We start from the raw sequence: 19128 nt of genomic DNA, 5'->3' as shown, positions 1-19128 counted from the left end.
TTCACGATGCCGTGGCCCGAACGCGCGGTGCGTGGGCCTTTTGGGGCTGCGACTCGAGCGCGGTTGTCGCGCCGAGCACTGACCGGATGGCGCGCAGCGCCTCTTCCTGCGCGGGTGTCGGCGGGATGCGCAGCACCCGCCGGTCGGCCAGCAGCTTGTCGAGCAAGGTCAGGAGCCGGTTTCGGTCTTCCGGGCTGGCGAGCAGATCGGGCAACGTCTGGATAGCCTGTTGCGGCTCAAAAGTCGCGATGAGTTCCTGCTCCCCGCGAATGCGCCGCCAGTCGGCAGGAGGCAAATGCGGCAGGTCGTCGGCATATTCATCGACCAGTTGCTTGACTGTCTCGATGCGCGATAGCGGCAGCGGCTCGCCCTTTGGCGCGAGCAGGAACGCGGTGCGCGCGACCGCCTCGTTGTAGCCGCCCTGCCTCAGCGAGGCGAGCGCCGCCTGGACGAACGGCAGGCTGCGAGGATCGGCGGCGGCGGACGTGCCGGCCCCATGCTCGCCGAGGCGGTCCGGGTCGTACATTGCGAAAAGATTCGCGTAGATGGAGAAGAACAGTGCTTCAATGCTGGCGTCTCTTACCGCCCGGAGCTGATCGAGCGAGGCGCTGATCAGTTCTGAGCCGCGCTGCTCCACCTTGCGCCAGGGTTCGAGGTCGCTCGAGGGCTGCCGGCTGGCTCTGACAGCATCGGCTATCGGACGCAGCGCGGCCACCCACGGATTCAGGTCCGAGAATGCCCAGCGCTGGAGACGCAACGGATGAAAATCGCGCAGCAACCGTGCGGTCATCTCGTTCGACGCATGCTGCACAAAGGGTTGAACGAACAGCTCGTAGGCTAGCTGGTTAAACTCCGACACAACCGCCACGGCCTTGAACGGCTTTTCGTCCTCGCGCCGCAACTCGTTGAAATGCTCGACGGCTTCTTCCAGCCGGTGTTCGGTGAGCGAGACCTCGTATTCCGTTTTGCCGTCTGCGCCCTTTCCCTCCTTGATCGACATGCCGTAGAGGCCCGGCGCGAGCGTCTCGATTGTCTGCAGCACGTTGAAGATTTGCGTGTATTCCTTCTTCGCCACCTTGCCGGAAACAAAGATGCCGAGATGGCCGACGTCCTCGTGCGTCAGGGCGACGATGACCTGGCCGCGCGCCTTGATCTCCTCGGTGCTGCTGTACATGTCAGCGACCCAGTTGAACGCCTGTTGCGGCGGCGTGATGTTGTCGCCCATCGATGCGAAAAGGATGATGGGCGAGCGGATGGCGCGCAGATCGAAGGATTTGCCCGACGGGTCGGACACTTCGCCGGACCACAGCTTGTTGCCGATGAAGAGGTTACGGGTGATCCACTCGATCTCTTCCCGGTTCATCAGGTAGTAGCTGCCCCACCACCGCTCGAACTCGATAAAGCGCGCCGGTTCCGTATCGATGTTGGCGAACACGTTGTAGTACTTGTCCCAGAACGTGTTGGCTGGGTTCAAATACTCGAAGTTGTTCACGAGATGCGCGCCGTCGAACTTGCCGTTGCCAAGATCGGCCGCCAGGGACGAGAGCCACGTGCCGCCCAGAATGCCTCCGGCATAACGCATTGGATTGGGCACCTCGCTCTCGCTCCACGCCCCGCTCCAGTAAGACATGGGCGCGCCGTTGACCAGGATGGGACCGGTGTCTTCCGGCGACGAACTGGCAAGCATCATCGCGGCCCAGCCGCCCTGGCAATTTCCGACGATCGCGGGCTTTGGGCTGTCTGAATGCAGTTCGCGCACCTTCCGTACGAACTGCTGCTCGGCCGCGCACACGTCGAGCAGGGTCTGGCCGGGCTCTGGCTCCTGGAAGAACACGACGAAATAGACGGGATGACCGGCGCGCAGGGCAACGCCGACCTGCGAATCGTCCTTGAAGCCCCCGATGCCGGGACCGTGCCCGGCGCGCGGATCGATGATCAGATACGGGCGCTTCTTCACGTCGACCACGACACCCTCCGGCGGCCGTATCGACAGCAGAGCGTAGTTGACGGGCCGCTCAAAGTGCCTCGCGTCGAGCACTACGTCATAGTCGAAATGCAACGCCGGCTTGATCCCGGCCTTGTTGCGCTCGATGAACTCGTTGCCGCGTTGACGCAAGGCATCCCAGAACAGGACGGAGCGCTGCGCGAAATCGGCCGTATAGTGCCAGGCACCCCATGGTGTGAACTGCGCCAGGTTGGGAATGGTGAGCGCGGACGTGCCGTCGCCCCCCTTGATTGCGTCGCTCGTCCTCTGCCCGAACCGTTGCCGGGCCTCTTCCAGGCGATTGTGCAACAGGCGCAGGATTTTCAATGCGATCTCGTGATTGCGTGTCAGCTGGGTAACCTGGTCCATCTCATGAATCTCCTTAAGCGAAGCGACTTAACCCGGCACAACCGCTCATTCCGTTGCCTGGTTGCAGAGAAGCTTAGATGCCGACTGGATTACGGGCAGCACCAAGCACAAACAATCCGTCATATGACATATATGTCATTTATGACGATATGATCATTATAAATCCAGTCGATGACACGACGGTTGAGTTCAGCGGATCGCGTCGTTTCGCCGCAGCGTGGGAAAACTGCCCGGGAAAACTATCGGGCGCCGTCACGAAACATCCAGCGCCAGTGCGAAGGACTGACCAACACGCTGGGCAACTTCGTCAGGGGCGCCCGGTCGCGGCGCGAGAAGCTACAAGCCAAGCCTCAACCAGCCCCGCTCGCGGGGGCGCGCCGGCGGCTTCGCTGCCCAGCCGAGGCGGGCACGTCCGACGGAAGCGCAGGCGCATCAGTTAGCCTGCGACATCCGCACGCTGGCCCAGTGGCTCAGTCATGACATCGTGTCGCTGGCGGGTCCGCAACTCGCCACGCGGCAAGCGCTGTTCGACTTCATCGTCGAGGAATTGGGCGTGCTCGAAGCGCTGGATGCGCGCCGCATCCGCCCGGTGCGCATCGCGCTGCAGAACCAGCGCGATGACCTGCTCGCGTTCGCCAGTTCCACGCCGTGCTGGCCGCGGTGTCCGAGGCCATGGCCCACACGCCGCGCAGCAGCGCGCTCGTCGAAAATCTGAACTCGCGCTTGCGCAACTATTTCACGCTGCGTCGCCATCTGGGCGCCCCTTACCTCGACCTACTGCGCTTCTTCCTGAATCATCGGCGCTTCGTGCGCAGCCGCCGGACCGAGCGTCAAGGCAAAATTCCGTGTGAGTTGATGACGGGGCGGGACCACCCGCACTGGCTCACGATGCTGGGACTCGGACCGCTTCAACCGCGGCAAGTCTGAGCGCGGGAGGTCGATACCCAAGACCTCCAAATCCATCGGGATACTCACCACAAATCAACACACCGCCCTCCACGAGCGGTGCGGCTCAGTTCGTCCGTGTTACCAAAAATCGGCGCTTTTCGAACCACGCCGTTGTAGTACAGCAGTCCTTCACCTTCTCAGGCGACGCCGGCAAGGCAGCATGGCAACAACAGAAAACCACATTTGTGCTTGCGCTCAATGGGGAAGCCCTTGTTGCCTTAACGTACTTTGTCGCCCCTTTCGTCAAACGCCCCCTATCGCAGCACACGTCGCACGCAGGCGTTTCTTTCATGCTTCGACCACATGCGGCAGCAATGCGGCGCCACCTAACCAGCAGCGGAAGGTCCCATGCCCTGTTCGAAGAACTCCGCGGTATGGTCGATAAACGCCCTGACTTTCGCGGGCAACAGTGCGCGTCCGATGTATGCCAGGCGGACCTCGGCCACAGTATCGGCGATCTCGAAGTCTTCCAGCAGACGAACGAGCCGTCCGGCCTTTATGTCCTCCTCAACAAGGGCGATTGGAAGCAGACCAATACCGAATCCTTCGAGTACGATGTCGCGATTGAATATGGGATTGTTCGACGCAATTTCGTAGCTGATCGGGACCGCGATGTTTTCCTGATCCATTCGAAAGGTGACGCATGGTTTGTGCATCGAAGGAGGGACCGTGACGAACACATGGTCGGCCAGCTCAGCCGGATGCCGGGGCCGAGGACGCCTGCCCAGATAAGCTTCCGTTGTGACAATGACCAGCGGCAACCGCTGGAGCAGCCGCGTCACAGCCAGATCCGTCGCCAGCATGAAAGGCAGGACGATACCCAGATCGTAACCGTCGGCCGTCAGGTCCACGGGCCGCTCGGTCAATGTGATATCCAGGGTGACGTTCGGATGCTTGCGTTTAAAGGACGCAATCAGCGGTGCGAGCCACGTCAATGCGGTGGTCGTATGTGCGACCAGTCGCAGTACGCCCGCCGGCAGTCGACCGTGGCCCGCCGCACTGGCTTCCAGGCAATCAAGGTCATCCAGGATGCGACAACATCCATCGTAAAAGCGCTCCGCGGCTTCCGTCAGCGAAAACTGTCGGGTCGAGCGATGGAAAAGTCGCGTGCCCAGGCGCTCTTCCAGCGATGAGATCGCCCGCGAAACGACCGATGGCGAGAGATCCATCATTTCCCCGGCACGTCTGAAGTGTTTGACTTCGACAATAGTCCGGAACAGGCGCAAGCTTTCAATGTATTCCATGGTTAACGTCCCATCTGCTATCTGACGACTTGTGTGGATATCCTTTGGATACCAGTCCTGTTCGTGGACCTGTACCGCACCGCACGCTGTGGAACATAGTCCAATGCCGTGCAACCGCGACCAGGGGTACTGTCCGGTCACGCCTGACGCGCGTGGATGCGCCTGGTGTCACCGCCGCACATGAAAGCGCTGAGCATTCTGCCGTAAAGACACCAGAGAACCGAATCACATCAGATCGGCTGTTCTATCAGGCTAACGCTTCTCGCACAGATCATTGCGTGAGCATTAGCCGGTGTGGGCCCAGTGAGGCGCGGCCTGTAGATGGCATCTCCGACTTCGATTAGCCGACCGGTCAGCGCACAGATGCCTGGCACCCGCGCGACGACTTCGCACCATGTCTGGTATCCATAGTGTCCGGAGCGCACATCGCACCATGAAACGATCAGTGTTTGCGCGGTCGGTTGGTCGAGTACCCGTATGATTGGCTTATCGGTCGAAGCGATCGACTGTCGAACAGAGGAACCGTTCAAGGCAGATCCATGCGCAGTGGCTCGTTCGTTAAGTCTCCAATCGCCAAGCCTTGTGACGGTCATACTCCACGGATCAACAGCGCGATTCATAACCCGGCTCCCTCTGTGCAAGCTCGAACGCGTGCGCTTCGCGTGAGCGCTGCCCACCATAGCTGCTCTCTTCCGTCGGTAATTACCGGTCCGATTGCGTCGGCAAAGACCTTTTTGATGTCTTTGCCCCTGCGACCATAGTCACGCTTTCACGAACCGCGCCTACCCGAAAAACACCGTGACCCCGGCAAGTCCCCTGGGTCGGGGAGATCGTTCTTCGAGGCTTTACCGGTATGCTGCTGCCGGGCCCAAAGTCCTATGCGTGCGCTGCCCCCGTGCCGCCATGTGCGTTGTCGCAGGTGGCAGCCAGGACGCTGCGGGCCGCCTCGACCAGGACTGCATATCGGCAGCAACGCGTGCAAAATCGCTCGCCGCCGGGGACCCAGGAAATGCATCGACGACACAGCGCGAAAGCTCTGCCGCTTGCGCGATACACGGATCGATTGAGATGCAGCCTGCCTTGAGAACCGAGACAGCCAGATAATCGCGGGCAATGGCTCCGAGATTTTCCAGCAGCGCGTGAGTGTCCGCTTCACCATCGAACAGATTCACAATGATGCGGAATTCCTCGATGCCCTGTGCGAGACGCAGGCGCTTCATGCAAACGTAAGTGTCTGCTACTGCAGCGGCCGACAGCTGCATGACGACGATGACGTGGTGGGCTTGCAACGCAAGCGGTGAAAACGCGCCGTTGCCAGCAAGCGCGGCGTCAATCAGCACGATGTTCGGCGGGCTCGTGAGCACCGCGTCGTACTGCAGGCCAGCGAAGTTTTCGTGATCCGTATGGCCTGTGCCAGTCGAGTGGAACTGACGTCGACCACGGTCAACGGCCAGCACGCGCGGCAAGTTGCGATGTATCGCGGGAGCGAACACGCCTGCGGCGTGAATGTCTTGAAGCATTGTGCTCGCCGACCGCGCGCCAGGACATTCGTCCACCACCAGCACGTCCATACCCTGTCTGGTCAGCGCCATCGCGAGGTTGACAACGGCAGCCGTACGGCCGACTCCTTTCGAGCCGCCTGTGACAGCGACCACACGCGTAGCACTTTTGGCGAACATCTGGCGCAACCCGAGCGCCTGTCCGGAGACTGTATCCTTCACTGATTCCCCCACGTATCGAGACCGCCGCGCCCATCACGAGTAGCGTTGACGACCCGCGCGCCGTCAGTCATAACGACTTTCGGATCGCACGTTTCATCGACGCGTGAATTGTACGCCTTCGCGTCACTACTGACAATGCAATCATATATGGTTCGCGTGTCAGATATGAGTGACAGATTCAAAAAGCGCGAACGGCGGGTTGGCCCCGAGCTCATCCGGTTCTTTCTTGCACGTCGGGAATTGAAATGCTGTGCGCTGCCTGAAAGTGGAGGTAGCGGTACGTCTAGCCGGCTACAGCAAGGCTTGACGCCGTGTCTTTCGGGTCGTCTCGATCAACAGCCGAAGGCGCTTGAGGTGCGGCCAATGTGCTGTTGTGGCGAGCGGGGGGTGGAGTGGCACCTGTCGATGCCTCCGACTGATGCCCGCGGTAACTTATCGAGCGGTTGCGTCGCCTTGGCGACAGCTCGGCGCCGCCATGCCGCGTTCACTCGGAAGGGGCTGCCGCGGGAATTGGGCTGTGCCAGTCCATCCTGTCATATGAGTCGCTATGGTGCGCCCATGCCCAGTTCCTTGCTGTAATGGGTACTGGTTGCCTCGACGAGGTGGTTCGACACCGAACCCGGTTCATTCCGGTCATTTGTGCTGCTCCCGACCGTGGTATTTAGGGAATTCGTGTGGTCGTAATTCATGGCCATCGTCTTTAACAGCTTGAAATACATCAAGATCCGCGCGAACCGCTAGAGACCGGCATGTTCTCTCGGGACAGTCCCTTGCCCGAGCGGTTGCCGCTTCACCTTTATCGTGTCAGGCCTTCGTAGCGGAACTGGCCCTCGTACGCAGTAGCCCTCTGACTTTCACGGTTCAGGCGGGTACGTCCAGGCGATGATTGTCGTAGACTGTTTCTTCCGGCTGTCGCGACAACACGCACGAAAAAAATCCGGCAAGCACTGTCTGAAGCACCTTGTCGCTCACCGTTTGCGGACTGCACATCCTGAAGAACTGCACGCCCTCGCACAGGCTCACCAGGCCAACCGCGAGAGCCTCGGCCTGCAGGGGCAACGGCCTGCCGTTGCGCGCCGAAAACATGCGGATGTACACGCTGATCTGTTCCAGCTTCTCCTGCCGGAAGGCGTTAATGCGCTCCCGAAACGGGGTGTCCCGGCACGCGAGCAACTGGGCCTCGACCCAAAGTGGAAAGCAATCGTGTTCAACAAAAGATTGGCTGTAGTACGCGATGGCGCGGTCCTTCATTTCATCGGGCGTGCCGCCCTTCTCCATCATCGTCAGGAGATTCGTCCGCGCCCTATCGTCGTCGCGGCGCAACAACCTGATCAGCAGATCCGGCTTGCCGCCGAAGTTTGAGTAGAACGCGCCGCGCGTATAGCCAGCCGCCTCAGCGATGTCCTCCACGCTCGTCGCGGCGAATCCCTTTTTAATGAACATCTTCCGCGCAGCCTCAAGCAGGCATTCGCGCGTCTGCTCTCTGCGCTGTGCCCGTGTCAGGCGTTCCCGCTTCATGGCATAAAGTACCGGTCAGGCCGACATCTGCGGTGCCGCCAGATCGGCATGCTTGTCAGATGACGGGTTTCGCAATGATCCGTCGACGCCCGATCAGGCCGCCTCGCGGTTTATGTGACATTAGACTCATATCTGATTTTGTTGTCAACAAAGTTAACGAAATCTGGCACACGTGAGAGGAAATCGGAACCGTCATACCGCGCACTGGTATTCCGGACCAAGGCATCCAAAGCCCTTTGGAAAAGCGCAGAGGCGCGCTTCGCGGGGACGTCATGAGCTCCTTCGTCCGGTTGGACGATCTTCGGGCGATAGCGTGCGGCCTTGAGTCGGCCGGCGACTGCATACGTCGCCCATCCTGAAGCGTGAGCGGTCCGCCCGTCTCATGCCAAGCAGCTTCGTTGCGGTGCCCATGATCACGCGACGTCCATACCGTTTGTCGACTGTGCGAGGCTGACCTCGCCCAGGTAAACGCTCTCGCCCCCTAATTCGCATTTGCGCCAGGCGCTGCCGAGGGCATGACGGATTTCGACCCGGTACATGCCACTTCCTTTGGCCAGACCGCCGAACCGGAAATCGCCGAAGCCGTCCGAGACGGTTTCGGCCATCTTCTGATTGCCGAGGTACAGGGCGACCGCCGCATCCGTGACGCACTCGACCACATCTCCCATCCGCGCGCTGACACTTCCGCCGATGAAGCAGGTTTCCCAGCGTTCGAGGCCGCTGTACCACACGCGCGGTTTCGTGCCCAGGTTAGGCCGCAAGACCTTGAGCCCCTCGCGCTGGGCCTTCTCGGCCATCGCAGCGTCATCGAGCCTGACCGTCTCGAAGACGTCGGTGGGGCACGACTGCTGGCAACGCGGCTGCGGCCAGCCCTGGTCGAGCAGATGGGCATCGAAGATCCAGGTCTGCGGCAGTTGCAACTCATCGTTCCAGACGATCGCCTTGTACGGGCAGGACTTCACGATGTCCTTCCGGCCCCGCGCCTTGTCCGGATCGATGATGACGACGCCGTCGGCGCGCTTGCGAATGGCGTCGCCGCCCACCCGCATGCAAGGCGCTTCGTCGCAGTGGTTGCACATGACCGGCAGATACGTGGTTTCGACCATATGCGAGTCGCCCTGGACGCGGCGCAGGATCCGGATGGGGCTGTCGGCATTGGCGGCGGCGGGCGCGGCATAACCGGGGAAGTCGTTGCCGACGTGCTCGTCCCGCGCGGCAATGACGCAGTTCTGGCAGTTCTCGCAACGCCCGACTTTGATAACCAGGTTCAACTTGCTCATTCTGTAGTCCTCACGCTGCGCGACCGAGCACGAACGCCTCGGCGCTTCGCCACTTCTCGACCTGCACCAGGCAGGAGTTCGGGCTCATACTGCTGGTTCCGGCGGTTTGCGGCCGATCGGGCGTGAGCACGTTCATACAACCGCCTATCTCGACTCGCTCGCCATCTATTTCGATCATTTGAAACTCGGCGCTCGCCTCGTACGACTTGACCACTCCCGCGGTGACCAGCGCCGAGACGTCGGCCGCGCAGATCACCGCGCCGCGGTCGTTGTACACCTTGACGAGGTCGCGATGGGCAATGCCTCGAAAAGCCGCGTCGGCCGGATCAAGCCTCAGCAGCCAGAAGCGGTGCCCGCCAATCAGCGCGCGATGATCCTCAACACTGTTGACCGAGGAGTTCTTGCCGTCACAATGGGTATGGAAGCTGTAACGGCTGTGGGTGGCGATCAGCTGCAGCGGATAGCGCTGAGCCAGGTCCGAGCGCCGCCCCTCCCACGAGGGGATATAGCGGTTGAGCGGCGGCCGCTCGGGATTGTCCGCAGTGTGCCGCTTCAGCAGCTCGGGCACGAACTCCAGCTTGCCGCTCGGCGTCTGCAGGCCCATGCCGAATTTTTCGGCGAACTGGGACGGCAGCGGATGGGGTTCCTGCAGGTCCTTGCGCCGTCCCTCCGCGAACCAGCGCATGTCCACCGGATGGCGCAACTCGGGCTTTTCGGGCGGCACGACGAAATAGCCCTTGCGGCAGAACTCGCGCCACGAAATGCGATCGGGCAGATCCGACGAGTCGAAGACCCGCTTGACCCAGTCCAGCTCGCTGCATCCCTCGGTGAACACCCCGCCAAGGCCCAGCCGGGTCAGGATGGCAGTGAAGATGTCGTAGTCGGAACGGGATTCGCCCAAAGGCTCGATGCACTTGTGCTGCAGCGTCATCACGCGATGATTGACCGTGCTAAACCCATGATGGGCGTAGCCGCCGGAATTCGCCCATTCGCCGATGTCCCAGCGCTCCAGCGCGGTGCACGCCGGCAGGATGATGTCGGCGAACTGGGCCTCGCCCTCCATCCAGATCGACTGGTTGACCACGAACTCGATGCTCGGGTGCCGGTAGGCTTCAGCCCAGCGTCCGGAATTCGTCACCGTGCTGAAGGCGGACCCGCCGTAGCGGTAGATCATGTGGATCGGCGAATATCCGGGCATGGGGTAGCTGAACGGCGCGAACTGGGCTTCCTGGGACATGCCGTCCCAGAGGTAGCCCGTCGCATGGCCGTTGATGATGGCGTCGGGCAGTTGCTGCCGCGGGACCATTTGCTTGACCGGATTCATGGACAGAATGTGCGGCATGCGCTGGTAATTGTTCACCGCATTGGCGGTCCACGCCAGGTCGCCGGATATGCCGCCGTCCGCGTAGCCGGGAAAATAGAAATGGAGGTCGTGGGGCACCCCGGCTTCAAGGCAGCCGAAATTGACCCCCGGTTTGCCCCAGCCCTGCATCGCCATCATCATGATCATGCAGCGCGCCCATTGCGCTCCGGTCGCGCCGCGGCCCGCGCCGCCGAATCCCGCGCCGGTCATCCCGACCGCGAGATGGACCTTCCTGTTCCCCCATCGGCGCGCAAGCGCACGGACGTCCTTGGCGGGCACGCCCGTTTCGCCCTCCTGCCACTCGGGCGTCTTGGGAACGCCGTCGGATTCGCCCAGAAGATAGGCCCTCCACTCGTCGAAACCGGTCGTGCGGGTGGCGATGTAATCCTCGTCGTACAAGCCCTCCACGGCCCACACGTACATGATGGCGGTGGCGAGAGCAGCATCGGTTTGCGGTCGGACCGGAATCCAGCGCCCGCCCAGCAACTGCGCCGTGGGGTTGCAGTGCGGGTCGATATGAACGAACTCAATGCCGAGTTCCTTGGCCCACAGGCGCCGCGGAGTCCCCTCGAATCCCGCATAGGCCCCGTTGGTACTTTCGGGGTCGCAGGACCAGAACACGATCATGTCGGCTTCCTTCAGGCAATCCTCGACGCCACCATAGCCGGATGGCACGCCGACGCGCATCGAGTTGCCGAAATGATGCATGGCACCCCAGTACCAGCCTTCCCAGCTATCCGGATTGGCCGCGACCCGGGTAAAGCCGATCAGGTTGGCAAAGCGCGTCAGCGCGCTGAGGTAGTAACCCACGTTGCCCCACTGGTGATGGGACGACATCGGGAAGGTGATGGAACCGGGACCGTGAACGCGCTTCTGCCGGTTGATTTCCCTGGCGACAATGTCCAGGGCCTCGTCCCAACTGATACGCACATAGCCGGATTTGCCCCGGTTCTGGGGATTGCGTTCGCCGTCAGGGTCGAAGTCGACCCGCTTCATGGGGTGAAGGATGCGCTTGTCGGAATAGACCAGCGACTTGAGCGTCAACGCGTGGGGCGCGACCAGGCCACGCCGTGGCGGGCTGAAACGGCGGCCGCGCGCCTCGATCACATAACTTGGCGCATCCGTGCTGTCCAGCTCGATGGGCGTCACCCGAACGACGCGGCCATCCTTGACGTAGACGAACAGAGGCCCGCCGTTGGTGCAGGTGGTGTAGCGGCGGGCGCCGTCGCGCAAAGGCGTGCCCATCGGCAGGCCGACGGTCCGCATCATGCTCAGGGTCTGCATTAGCCAAACCAACAGTTCGTCCTCGCCCTCGGTGACCACCTTGAAGTTCTTGGCAGCGTGGATGATTTCGCCTTGGTCCGGATTGGGAGAAAGGAACTTCAGGGCGGTGGCGACGTCCTTGAAGACCATGCTCACGTCGGGCCGCGGATGCCTGCCGGCGCTGGACCGAACACGTCCGTTCCTTAACCTGATGACGCGACCGATGCTTTGATCCGCGAGTCCGATCCAGGCGACGAGATCGCGCTCCGTCAGACGATCACGATAAGCGGGAAAGCGGCGTGCCGTCAGCTCAAGAGCCTTGGGCAAAGCAAAAAGAATAGTCTTGAGGACCTGTCGTTTCATTGTTCGATCCAAAGGGAAGCGGGGTGCGCTAGCGGTGGCATGACGTCGCGGACCGCAGCCAGGCCCGGGGCGCGAAAAATAACGTAGTCGATCTCTTCGATGGGCATTCAAATCTCTCGATCGGTGCATTAGCGAGTCGTACGCGCTAAAACGTATAGGCGACGTTCACGAAGACGCTAAGGGGATTGAGTCAGAGCGTCGATTTGGAAACGATCTGCGTTCCAGTCGCGGTCTGACCATCTAACGTAAGCATCGTCTTCACCGGCATGTAGTTGACGGAGGTTCCGACAGCCCAGTGTTTTGTAATCGCGTAACTTGCCCCGATCTCGAATACCGGATTCCACGATGAACTGAGTGTTGCGTGTGCCGAACCACCGGGACCAACGCTATCAGTGACAAACTGGCTATTGGTTGTCCGAACCTGGGTGAACCATGTGTAGTTCACGCCCAAACCGATGAATGGACGGAATTTCGAGCCGGCCGAAAAGAGGTGGTATCGAAGTTCGATGGCGGGCGGCATCGGCCTCGTCGAGCCGAGGTTGCCATACTTCGCTAGCGTCCCGTCGCCAACCAGATTTACTGTCAATGGCAGTCCCAGAAGCATAGCGACGCCAATGTTGTCCGTGACGTAGTACTCGGTGTTAATTCCCACCGTATCCGTTGACGTCGCATGCGCCCCGGTACCGGCTAATTGGCGATTCACCGTTTCGCCGCCAATACTCTCCACGGTGAGTGGCGTTGCGTCGCCCTGTGGCGCAATGTGAAGCCATCCTGTCGACAGCGTAATGCTTCCCGCCGACTGGGCGTTTGCATTGTCGGTAAGCGCAGCCGAGCAGAGGCAAGCCGCCATACTGGCAGAGCGGATCATTCGTCTGTAGTTCATCACGTGTCTTCTCCTGTCTCGTTGCCCGGGCATTTTTTGAACCCGTGGTGCTTCCTGTGGAACCGATGCGGAGCTCCGTCTGGGGGCGTTGCGTCGTTCCTCATAGGCTTCGACCGCTTATCAGGTCCGCCGGTTATGTCTGATTAGGTAGTTTTACTAAATGACATGAAACAGGCACGAATGTTTAGAACACCACTACTGCCTCGTACACGTTATGTGGAAATACGCTTTCGCGTTATCCTTACCATGCTTTCTATTCTTCGTACCTCCTGGTGTCGAGACTTTAAACCGTCCAATTATTCGTTCTCTGCCTTTGGAATAATTGCTGGTACAGCATGCCTCCATCGCCCCGCACGCTAGTAAGCGCGCATCGCCAAACGTTCAGTCTCGGGCGGGAATACGCACCACGCACCGTCGCGGTGCCGGTAGAAAAATAGTCCAACCGGCCCTGTCGGCAGCACCAGCTCGATACGCACATAGGGTCTCTGGTTTGTGCCCGCACGACCGAATCGGGTAATCCGAACCGTAGTCGCCGATATTGGCCCGAGCCATTTTTCAACAAGCGAACGCAAGGACCTTTCTGAAGCAGTATTCATCCTCTTTCCTCTAAATCGACGCGAGCGTTTAACTCATGACACCGGCGTTTGAAACGCCGCATCGAGCCGCGTGCGCGTGACTGAACGCCCCCGCTGATGCCAGGCTCCTGTCACCTTGGCCGGCTTGGCGTCCCCATCGCCGCCGTGACATCAACATTGCTCCGTCCGTGATGGCCTCGCGACAATCGAAAGCGAAAATGCGAACGGAAAGCGCCCGAGAATGGAAGTCGCCAATGCTTCGGGCGCGGCGTCGAGAAGTTCGACGTGAAGCGAAAGCCCGCGCGAAGCATCTTCAACAATCCTAACGGTTGCTCCCTCGACGCCAGCCTCCACGAGCGCCGACTGTAACGCGTCTACCGTTTCGCGCTGTTTCAGCGCCGGCTTGAAAATCTTGCCCACGCCTGTCAACGGCATCGCATCCAGGATTCTGATCCGTTTAGGCAGTGCCGCGCGTTCGCCTATCTCGAGTCGCACGAACTCGGCGAGGTCGTCCTCAGTCGCGGTTGCACCCGGTTTGAGCTGGACATAGGCAATCGGCAACTCCCCGGCGTGTGCATCGGGACGACCGACCGCCGCCGCGATCTTGACGGCGGGATGCCGATAGAGCGGTTCCTCGATCGCTGCCGGATCGATGTTGTGACCGCCACGAATGATCACTTCCTTTTTGCGACCAGTAAGCCAGAAATAACCATCGACATCGCATCGACCGAGGTCGCCGGTATTGAGCCAGCACCTGCCATCGCCGAGATCCAGCCAGAGCCCCTTGTTCTGCTCGGGCACGATATACCCGAGGAAAATGTTCGAGCCGGAAATAGTCAGCAGGCCGACCTCATCGATCTCGCAATCCCGTACATATCGCCCGTCAGCGTCGACGATGACGGCTTTCATCGCCTGGCCCGGAATGCGGAGCCCGATTGAGCCCAGCCTGCGCTCCCCCAGCGGCGGATTGACGCTGCTCACGCAGGTCCCCTCGGTCAGGCCATAGCCCTCGAGAATCCGGATGCGCGTCCTTTCCTGAAAGGTCCGGAAAACTTCGACCGGCATGGGAGCCGCACCGCACAGTCCGTACTCCAGCGAACTCACATCGTGCTCGCCGACAGGAATATCGAGTAACGCCGCATAAAGCGTCGGGACACCGCTGAAGAAATTGATGCGGTGATGCTCGACGATTTCCCAGAAACGTTTGACGACGCCATCGCCGCGATAGCCTTGTGGCGTGCCGAGCACGACCTGGGCGCCTTTGGAAAAAGGCAGGAGACCCGTTGCCATGACGGCATTCACGTGGAAGAGTGGCAGTCCGCAGAAAAGCGTCTTGCCTGGCCCGACGCTGTCGCCGAAGAATTGACCCGTGCTCCAGGCATTAGCCACCTCATTGCCGTGGCGGCGCATCGCAATTTTCGGCAGACCGGTCGTCCCGCCCGTGCAGAAGTACGACGACACGTCGTCGGCGCCAAAGTGCCGCGCGCCTTGAAGTGCCGTTCCCGACTCCTGCGCGATGGCAACGCCGAAGTCGTGGATCTCGATATGCGCAGGAACCGCGCCCCGCACGCCGCCCTCGCCGTGCAGCCTTGAGCACTCGTTACGCTGCAGCATCCGCGTCGCGGACTGTTTTGAACCCGTCACACGTTCGGCCGGATTCACGAGCACCAGATCCTTCAGCGAAGAAACCTTGTGCAGCACCGCTTGTACCTTTTGCCAAAGATCAGTTCCGGGAAACGGCGCCAGCGTTACCAGCACGCTGGCGCCTGCAGCGTTGAGGAGTTGGCCGATGGCTTCCTGCTCAAGCAATGGATTGATCGCGCAGACAATTCCGGCGGCCTCCCCACCCCAGATCACGAAGTGCGTTTCAGGGAGGTTGGGCAAAACATATGCGACGACTGAGTCGCGTTGTACTCCGAGGCGCGAGAACATGTTCGCGGTGCGCGTGATATCTCGGACGAGTTCACTATACGTCCAGCACTCGGCGTTCCGATAGTCGTCGGCCGTTGCAAAGAACGAAAGTGCCGGTGCCGATGGATTAATCGCCGCGCCCCGGCAGATCATCTCGTAGGTGCTCGACGGGAGATCCGCCGGCAGCCCTTGCGTTTCGATGGCAAGGACTTCGTCTACGTTTGCGATGCCGTTCATGCTGCCTCTTCCACAACGACGTTATGCTGCACGCCCAGATTGATCGAGCGATCGTGGCTGACGATATGCGCCTCCACGACGTCCCCCACCTTCAGGTACTGCGGCCTGTCCGCCTGCATCTTCAGGAAAAGACGCCATTTTTCCGCTTCAGGCAGCTGCGCCGCGGCGCGTTGCTTTTCGGGCGATGGAATGCTCAGTGCACAGCCAGATGGCGTGCCCGTCGCGAGCAGGTCACCGATGCGCAGATCATGCACGCCGGAAAGCTCCGACAAGGTCTCTGCCGGTCCATAGACGAGACCCGCAGTCGTGTCATTCTGGCGGACGGATCCATTGACCGTCAGTGTCAGCACGAGCTCCTTCAACTTCGGAATATCATGTTTCTCAAGGAGGCAAAGGTAAGGGCCGACAGGGCCAAACGTGCGGTAGCTCTTGCCCTTGTAGAACTGCATCTGCGGAATCTGGATATCGCGCGCGGAGTAGTCGTTGACGATCACGGCGCCAGCAATGTAGTCATGCAGGTTCTCGTCGGTGACCGTTTCGCGGGAAGTGACGTCGCGTTTGAGCACAAGACCGAGTTCGATCTCGTAGTCGAGCAACTGCACCTCCCTGGGCTTTACGAGGGGCGAGTCGGCAGGAACGATGCAGCTCGTCGCCTTCGTGAAGATCATGTTGAATTTCTTCACATCCGGGTCCATGCCGGAGTCGATCATATGCTGGCGATAATTCGCGCCCTGACAGATAAACTGCTGGTTGGCGGTCACGGGTGACAGCCATTGCACATCCGATTCGGGAATCGGAGAACCGTCCAGTACCGCCAGCCGTTCGACGGGATTGGCTTCAATAAACTCGGCGGTCGACTTGAATTCGCCATGAATCGGCGTGATGGCGCCATTAGCGACTACGCCCCACTGGGCGCGGCCATCATGAAGGTAATGCAGAACGTGAAGTGCCATTTATCGATCTCCGGATTCTATGAAAGTAGGGTGGTTCAGGCGAAAAGCTTCGCCAACGTGCGCAGCTTGCTCAACGTCAGGTCGGGGCTGCGGCGCAGGTTTCTGAAAAGTGCCACGACGCTCGCGGGTGTGAACCTGGGCTTCGTGAAGCTGCGTGGCATCGTCGGTCCCCATTGGGCCATCGCCTCGCGGCTCACCGCATGGACACCCGTCGGCGCGTCCGCCGTAAAGAGGTCGCCGTCGCAATAGTGCTCGTGCTTGTCGCCCCACGGATCCTGCCAGTAGTCGAACACCTGGCTGCCCAGGATATGTCGGCCGATCCCCCACGCGTGCGTCCAACCTTTGTCGCGCAGAATGCGTTGGCCCATGCCAACCGCGTCGGCGTCAACGACTTCGTACGCGCTATGGCTATAGGTGGGCACGAAGCCTTGTGCAAGCGCGAGCGTATGGTGATCGGCTGGCTTGTCGCCGAGATCGAGCCGCATGAACGCGACGGCGGGCGAACCATCGGGAAGCACCTGCACATCGCTGGGGATGAAGCCGAAATGCCGCGTATACCACGCGCAGGTTTCCTGATAGTCAACGAGTTCGAGCACGACGTGTCCGAGCCGGATAATTTCCGGCGCGCCTTCGGGTGGTCGCTGCGTCCCGTTGATCCTGACCGCCGCATCCACGGAGTTGAACGGCAAGGGCGGCCGATGAGACAACGTCGAAGCTGGCAGCTGGCCCCATATCGCGTCGACGCGAAAGCCCGAAGGATCGGTCAGCCGTACCGTATAGCCGCCGCCGGGCAGGGGCGAGCGTTCGACGTCCGAGGCGCCCGGCAGTTTTGCAAGTGCATCAAGCTCGGCCCTGTTGTCGACCTGTAGCCCAAAACCAACGAACCGGGATTTCGAGGCCTTCCGGACGACATAGCAGAAGTGTGAAGCGCCCGTTCCCCGCAGCAGCAGGAGCGCTTCACCGCGCGATACCGTTCGGAGCCCGAAGTCACTGAGAAATTGCTCGGCCTTCTCGAGATCTGGCCGGTCGAATATCAGATAGGCCAATGCCGACGCTTTCGTCGTAGGATCGGAGTGACGGGCTGGTTGTACAGTGGTCAGGTTCATGGCGATAAGAGATCACACGGTGTGAATGGGGTTTCGAGATGGCATGCGGCTTCGCGATCACTGCATGACCCAGCAGTGCTGACCTGGCAAGGAAAGACTCTCGCGCACGAGCCGCGACGCATCGGTCGCCGGGCCATCGTGAACGACGGTCTTGTCGGGCCGCACCACGGCGGCCCAACCAACCGGTACGAGACGCGGAAGGAACACACCGTCGAGGTCCTCCCAGCTGTCATGCCGAGCGAGATGCGGCCGCTCTCCACGGTGTGCGATCTGCACAGTGCTTCCGCCGGCACGCGCGAAGGCTGCTGCCTCAGAAGAATCAAGCGAGGCTCGGGCATCTGTGCCAAATCCAATCAGCGCCAGGCCCTGCCCGAACACCTCGTCGCTCGGACGCGCCTTGCCATCCAAACCACGTACCCGCCCCTGCCCAATGACTGCGCCGCGCACAAGCTTCGTCGGCGAGCGGCCTTTGACAACCACACCTCTTCTAGTTGTTTTTTTCGGCTGGATCTGCGATTCGTCGGGCTGCGCACGCAGCGGGAGCACCGGTGGCGACAATTGCATCAGCCCATGAGCCCACAAGGCATTGCCGCCATTGCGCGGCGTGACGAGCTTTCTCATGAACCTTGCGAGCTTTGTTATCGCCTTCCCGTGAGGCCGCCTCTCCTCGCCGTAAGTGTCGAGAATGCGTGAATCCGCTCGCCCCTGCACTACGCATGCAAGCTTCCAGCACAGGTTGGCGGCATCTCGCAGTCCCGCGGCCAACCCTCGGCCGACGGATGGAGGACTAATGTGCGCGGCGTCGCCCGCGAAGAACACACGCCCCCGGCTGGATGCATTAAGGGTTCGCGTTCGGAAGCGATACACCGCCTTGCGCTCGATCATCGTGTCTTCCGGGTTGCCCGATGGAGCGACCATCTCGCGTATGCGGACCTCGGCTTTCATGTTCTCGTGGCGCTCGTCCGGCCGCAGCATGAACTTCCAGCGCTCATTCCCGCGCAGGCACCGCTCGAGTTCGTGCTGGTACAACGTGACGGGCTTCGGATAGCCATCCAGGCGGCTCGCCGAACTGATTTGGCCGACCTGCCCCAGCATGGGCGACCTCATCCGCACATATGGAATGGTGCTGGTCTCGAAATCGTGATCGCCAATGCCCGCAAGCTGAAGGATGCGCAGCGCGTCGCTATCCAGCCCGATTGCCCGGCGCGCGATGGAAACCTCGGGCGACTTGTCGACAATCAATACATGCACGCCGTAGTGCGCCAGTAGATTGGCAATCGTTGCACCGACAGGTCCGCAACCCACCAGTAAGACGTCAACCACCGACGGTAATGCGCCAATCGGCGGACGAACCTGTCCATGCCGGCTCCACGGCGCGGCGCCGTCCTTTGCTGCTGTCTCCACAGTCAC

General features: G+C 60.9%; 14 protein-coding genes. 2 read left to right on the top strand and 12 right to left on the bottom strand.

The annotated features are described in order from the left end of the window. Nucleotide 1: 1 nt before the first annotated feature. Complete coding sequence (locus OKW28_RS16250; RefSeq protein ID WP_429447258.1) at nt 2–2353, bottom strand: DUF3141 domain-containing protein; 2352 nt, start codon at nt 2351–2353, stop codon at nt 2–4. A gap of 484 nt (nt 2354–2837) precedes the next feature. On the opposite strand from OKW28_RS16250, the gene OKW28_RS16245 reads away from it, so the two are divergent. Continuing rightward, a complete protein-coding gene (locus OKW28_RS16245) occupies nt 2838–3068 on the top strand; it encodes a hypothetical protein (protein WP_429447256.1) in 231 nt (76 codons plus the stop codon). Beyond that, nucleotides 3026–3280, top strand: coding sequence for a hypothetical protein (locus OKW28_RS16240; RefSeq protein WP_429447254.1), 255 nt, complete (start codon nt 3026–3028; stop codon nt 3278–3280). The genes OKW28_RS16245 and OKW28_RS16240 overlap by 43 nt, the downstream gene beginning before the upstream one ends. 347 nt (nt 3281–3627) lie before the next feature. Here the strand turns inward: OKW28_RS16240 and OKW28_RS16235 are convergent, their stop codons facing one another. The 11 genes from OKW28_RS16235 to OKW28_RS16185 form a co-directional block, all read right to left on the bottom strand. Beyond that, a complete protein-coding gene (locus OKW28_RS16235) occupies nt 3628–4545 on the bottom strand; it encodes a LysR family transcriptional regulator (protein ID WP_429447252.1) in 918 nt (305 codons plus the stop codon). A 230-nt stretch (nt 4546–4775) separates the two neighbouring features. Next, complete coding sequence (locus OKW28_RS16230) at nt 4776–5138, bottom strand: DUF3331 domain-containing protein (protein ID WP_429448729.1); 363 nt, start codon at nt 5136–5138, stop codon at nt 4776–4778. Nucleotides 5139–5390: 252 nt separating this feature from the next. Next, a complete protein-coding gene (locus tag OKW28_RS16225) occupies nt 5391–6224 on the bottom strand; it encodes a MinD/ParA family ATP-binding protein (protein ID WP_429448728.1) in 834 nt (277 codons plus the stop codon). Between the two features lie 903 nt (nt 6225–7127). Continuing rightward, complete coding sequence (locus OKW28_RS16220) at nt 7128–7784, bottom strand: TetR/AcrR family transcriptional regulator (RefSeq protein WP_429447250.1); 657 nt, start codon at nt 7782–7784, stop codon at nt 7128–7130. Between the two features lie 413 nt (nt 7785–8197). Further along, entirely contained in the window at nt 8198–9064 is an 867-nt protein-coding gene (locus tag OKW28_RS16215) for a 4Fe-4S dicluster domain-containing protein (protein ID WP_429447248.1), read from the bottom strand. A 10-nt stretch (nt 9065–9074) separates the two neighbouring features. Further along, on the bottom strand, nt 9075–12053 hold the full coding sequence (locus OKW28_RS16210) for a molybdopterin-dependent oxidoreductase (RefSeq protein ID WP_429447246.1): 2979 nt from the start codon (nt 12051–12053) through the stop codon (nt 9075–9077). 190 nt (nt 12054–12243) lie between these two features. Continuing rightward, nucleotides 12244–12936 carry an OmpW/AlkL family protein gene (locus tag OKW28_RS16205; protein WP_429448726.1) on the bottom strand — a complete coding sequence of 231 codons (693 nt, stop codon included), beginning with the start codon at nt 12934–12936 and terminating at the stop codon, nt 12244–12246. A gap of 746 nt (nt 12937–13682) precedes the next feature. Then, nucleotides 13683–15659 carry an acyl-CoA synthetase gene (locus tag OKW28_RS16200; protein ID WP_429447244.1) on the bottom strand — a complete coding sequence of 659 codons (1977 nt, stop codon included), beginning with the start codon at nt 15657–15659 and terminating at the stop codon, nt 13683–13685. Continuing rightward, nucleotides 15656–16612 (bottom strand): fumarylacetoacetate hydrolase family protein, encoded by a 957-nt coding sequence (locus OKW28_RS16195; RefSeq protein WP_429447242.1) that lies wholly within the window; start codon nt 16610–16612, stop codon nt 15656–15658. Before OKW28_RS16195 ends, OKW28_RS16200 begins: the two co-directional genes overlap by 4 nt. Nucleotides 16613–16647: 35 nt before the next feature. Beyond that, complete coding sequence (locus tag OKW28_RS16190) at nt 16648–17718, bottom strand: VOC family protein (RefSeq protein WP_429447239.1); 1071 nt, start codon at nt 17716–17718, stop codon at nt 16648–16650. A 57-nt stretch (nt 17719–17775) separates the two neighbouring features. Beyond that, complete coding sequence (locus tag OKW28_RS16185) at nt 17776–19122, bottom strand: FAD-dependent monooxygenase (RefSeq protein ID WP_429447237.1); 1347 nt, start codon at nt 19120–19122, stop codon at nt 17776–17778. Nucleotides 19123–19128: the final 6 nt, after the last annotated feature.

Source organism: Paraburkholderia sp. 40 (assembly GCF_050434105.1).
In the GTDB taxonomy this organism is placed as follows: Bacteria; Pseudomonadota; Gammaproteobacteria; order Burkholderiales; family Burkholderiaceae; genus Paraburkholderia; species Paraburkholderia tuberum.
This window is presented reverse-complemented; position numbering and strand designations above follow the sequence as displayed.